Consider the following 2506-nt stretch of genomic DNA (forward strand, 5'->3'; position numbering starts at 1 on the left):
CTTTGTTCAGGCCGAGAATCTCGCCCACCTCGGCCGCCCGACTGAGCACCAGGTAGGTACGATCGAAGAAGATGGCTTCTTTCGTGACGGGCACGATGAAACCGCGTTTGGTCGTCGATGGCGTCTCGATGTAATCCTCGCCAAATCCCAGACTGGGAAACGGCATGCCCGGCGCCACTTCATCGATTTCGTCCTTCACCCGCGAAACGCCGGGAATCTTCTCGCCGTCGAGCCGAGTGGGGATGGTCTCTACGAGCTTCGAGACGACGAACGCTTCCTGCGTGTAAGCGTCCATGATCTTCGAGTAGATCACCTGGCCAGTAATGTTCAGAAAGGCGGTCACGTCCACGCCATCGCCGGCCTCGAGCACGGAGACGCCCGACACGCTGCGCGGGTCCAGCGCCCGCACCCATTCACGCCCGTCGGCGACAAGCGTCTCGGCCAAATCGCGGAGGCTGAAATCGTCGGCCCGCAGATGGCGCTGGCGCAGCGCCTCGGCCAGGTGTACCACAGTGTTGCGCGGCCCTTCGAGTTCGTAGCGCCGTTTCAAGTCGCGATAATTGATGTTCACAGCGGGACTCCTCGCGTATTAGGCCGCCTCACCGTCTGAATCCAGTGCAGCGTGAGGCCGGCAAGTAAAATGAGCTGTTCGTCGATAACCTAGCGCGCGGTTCGGCGCCCTACGCCTTGACCTGCGGACCACCATGCGAAATCGTGCTGACAATCTCCACCATGACGCAGGTACCAGCCGGATTGAGTCGCTTGGCGCAACGACCGACGGCCAGGTTTTCGGCCCCGACGGCCGCCACCACCTGGTTTTGCAGCGCCGTGCCGCCAGAGTTCTCGTCGGCGCCGACCAGCGTGCCGACCTCGAAGGTGGCACTCGAACAGTCGTACGCGAACACCGCGGTCGTGGCCACGCGAATGGGATTGGTGTCGCCGCTGCGCGATTGCTGCATGGCAACTCCCGCGAAGTTGTTATGGAAAAGCTGCTGATTGCCCGCCTTGGTACCCTGGTCGGCCTGCGCCACCGCCGGCAGCACATGGTCAGTGCTCCAATAGAGCAGGTCGCCGATCTCGATTACGGTTCCCGACTGCACCGGCAGGATCACCGGCGACGTTTCCCCATATCTCCACCGCATCACGTCGGCCATTGCATATGTCTCCTGCTGAAATGTGAAATCGGAACAGATCGCCGGCCATTGAATCGTCGGCGCGTCAAGTGATCGACCGGGCGAAGGCCGCCGCGTCGATGACCGTAGGCCAGCCTGCCTCGACCAGTTGTTGATCGCGCGCCAGCGGTCGACCGTGCCAGGCCGTCGGACGATGCGATGCAAAGCCCGCCGCCGCAGATACTAATTGCACGCGTTCGTGTACGAGGCGTCGCATAGCCCCCTCGTCGGGTGCGGCCAACAGGGATTCGTAGAACGCCTGACTGACGATCTCCTTGGCCCAACCGGCGTCGCTATGCGGGCTGGGAAGGTGGGCTTCTTCAAGCAGGCGCAGTGCCAGCGTCCGTTTCTCCAGCACGGCGTCGGCCGCTCGTGCCTCGTCGACCTGCAACCGCAACAGGGCATTTTCGCGGCGCACCTCACCAACCAGGGCTTCGACGAGATCCGGCCGGCGGCGCTCGAGCTCTGCAGCCGTCATTTCTTCCCATAGCAGCTCGCCGGTCGTGCGCGGCTCGTTCCGTGCCAGTGCGTCTGCTCTTCCGGCGGCTTCGAACAATCCGCGCGTGGTGGCTGGATCGGCGACCAGATCGACGCTTTGGACCTTGGTGATGTTTTCGACCACCACTCGGTCGCCGCGCCGCGCGGTCTTGGCCAACACATTGTGGGAGAAGCCGACGTTTTCCGGCGCATGCTCCGCGTCCCAGGCCAACTGGCCAGCCAGGGCGTGTTGAGGATTGAAGTGTAAATCCGCGAATAGTCCTTCATTCGCCCGCACCGCTACGCCATGAATGGCGCCGATTCGATCCTGATAATCGCGGGGCGTGCCGGGCAATGCCTTGGGATGATTGACATTCACCTTGGCCCCTTCGTACAGCGGGACTGCGGCGGTCAACGCCTCGGGCAGATAGCTACGACCATTCTGCGACTCGAGCCCCAGGATTTTTACGCCACGAATGATGCCCGCCTCGCGATCGATGCGCAGAGCAAGCCCCCGCGAGCTGATGAATTCCTGCAACGATTCCGGCATGGAACACTCTCCTTGACGCGCTAGCACCAACAAAAAAGCCCATCTGCGAAACCCACTGTGGGTTTGCGATGGGCTCCTGGGGATACCTACCGAGGCAGGCTCTACGGATACCGGTCGATTGTCTGTTACCGTCGTTCGTTCGCGGCGGACGCTTTAGTAGGCGTCTCGTAACTGTTCACACCCTGGGGAGCAACGAAGGGATTGACTGAGTAGCGGGCGAAATGGGCGGCGAACTTTCTGGGTCCAACCCCGTGACACAAGCCCTAGGGTCCACGAAAATTGGCGTTATGAGCTATGACCTTGAGGT

At 61.9% G+C, this 2506-nt stretch carries 3 protein-coding genes; all 3 read right to left on the minus strand.

The genetic code is table 11. The features are described from left to right. Nucleotides 1-571 (minus strand): hypothetical protein (locus VGG64_01915; protein HEY1598329.1); only part of this gene is annotated, 571 nt, incomplete at its 3' end. 109 nt (nt 572-680) lie between these two features. After that, on the minus strand, nt 681-1154 hold the full coding sequence (locus VGG64_01920; GenBank protein ID HEY1598330.1) for a hypothetical protein: 474 nt from the start codon (nt 1152-1154) through the stop codon (nt 681-683). A gap of 64 nt (nt 1155-1218) precedes the next feature. After that, nucleotides 1219-2199 carry a hypothetical protein gene (locus tag VGG64_01925; GenBank protein HEY1598331.1) on the minus strand — a complete coding sequence of 327 codons (981 nt, stop codon included), beginning with the start codon at nt 2197-2199 and terminating at the stop codon, nt 1219-1221. Nucleotides 2200-2506: the final 307 nt, after the last annotated feature.

Source organism: Pirellulales bacterium, assembly GCA_036490175.1.
Lineage (GTDB): Bacteria > Planctomycetota > Planctomycetia > Pirellulales > JACPPG01 > JACPPG01.

Coding starts and splice junctions, on each gene's coding strand:
- VGG64_01925 (HEY1598331.1), bottom strand. CDS start 2,199: ATGCCGGAATCGTTGCAGGAATTCATCAGCTCGCGGGGGCTTGCTCTG.
- VGG64_01920 (HEY1598330.1), bottom strand. CDS start 1,154: ATGGCCGACGTGATGCGGTGGAGATATGGGGAAACGTCGCCGGTGATC.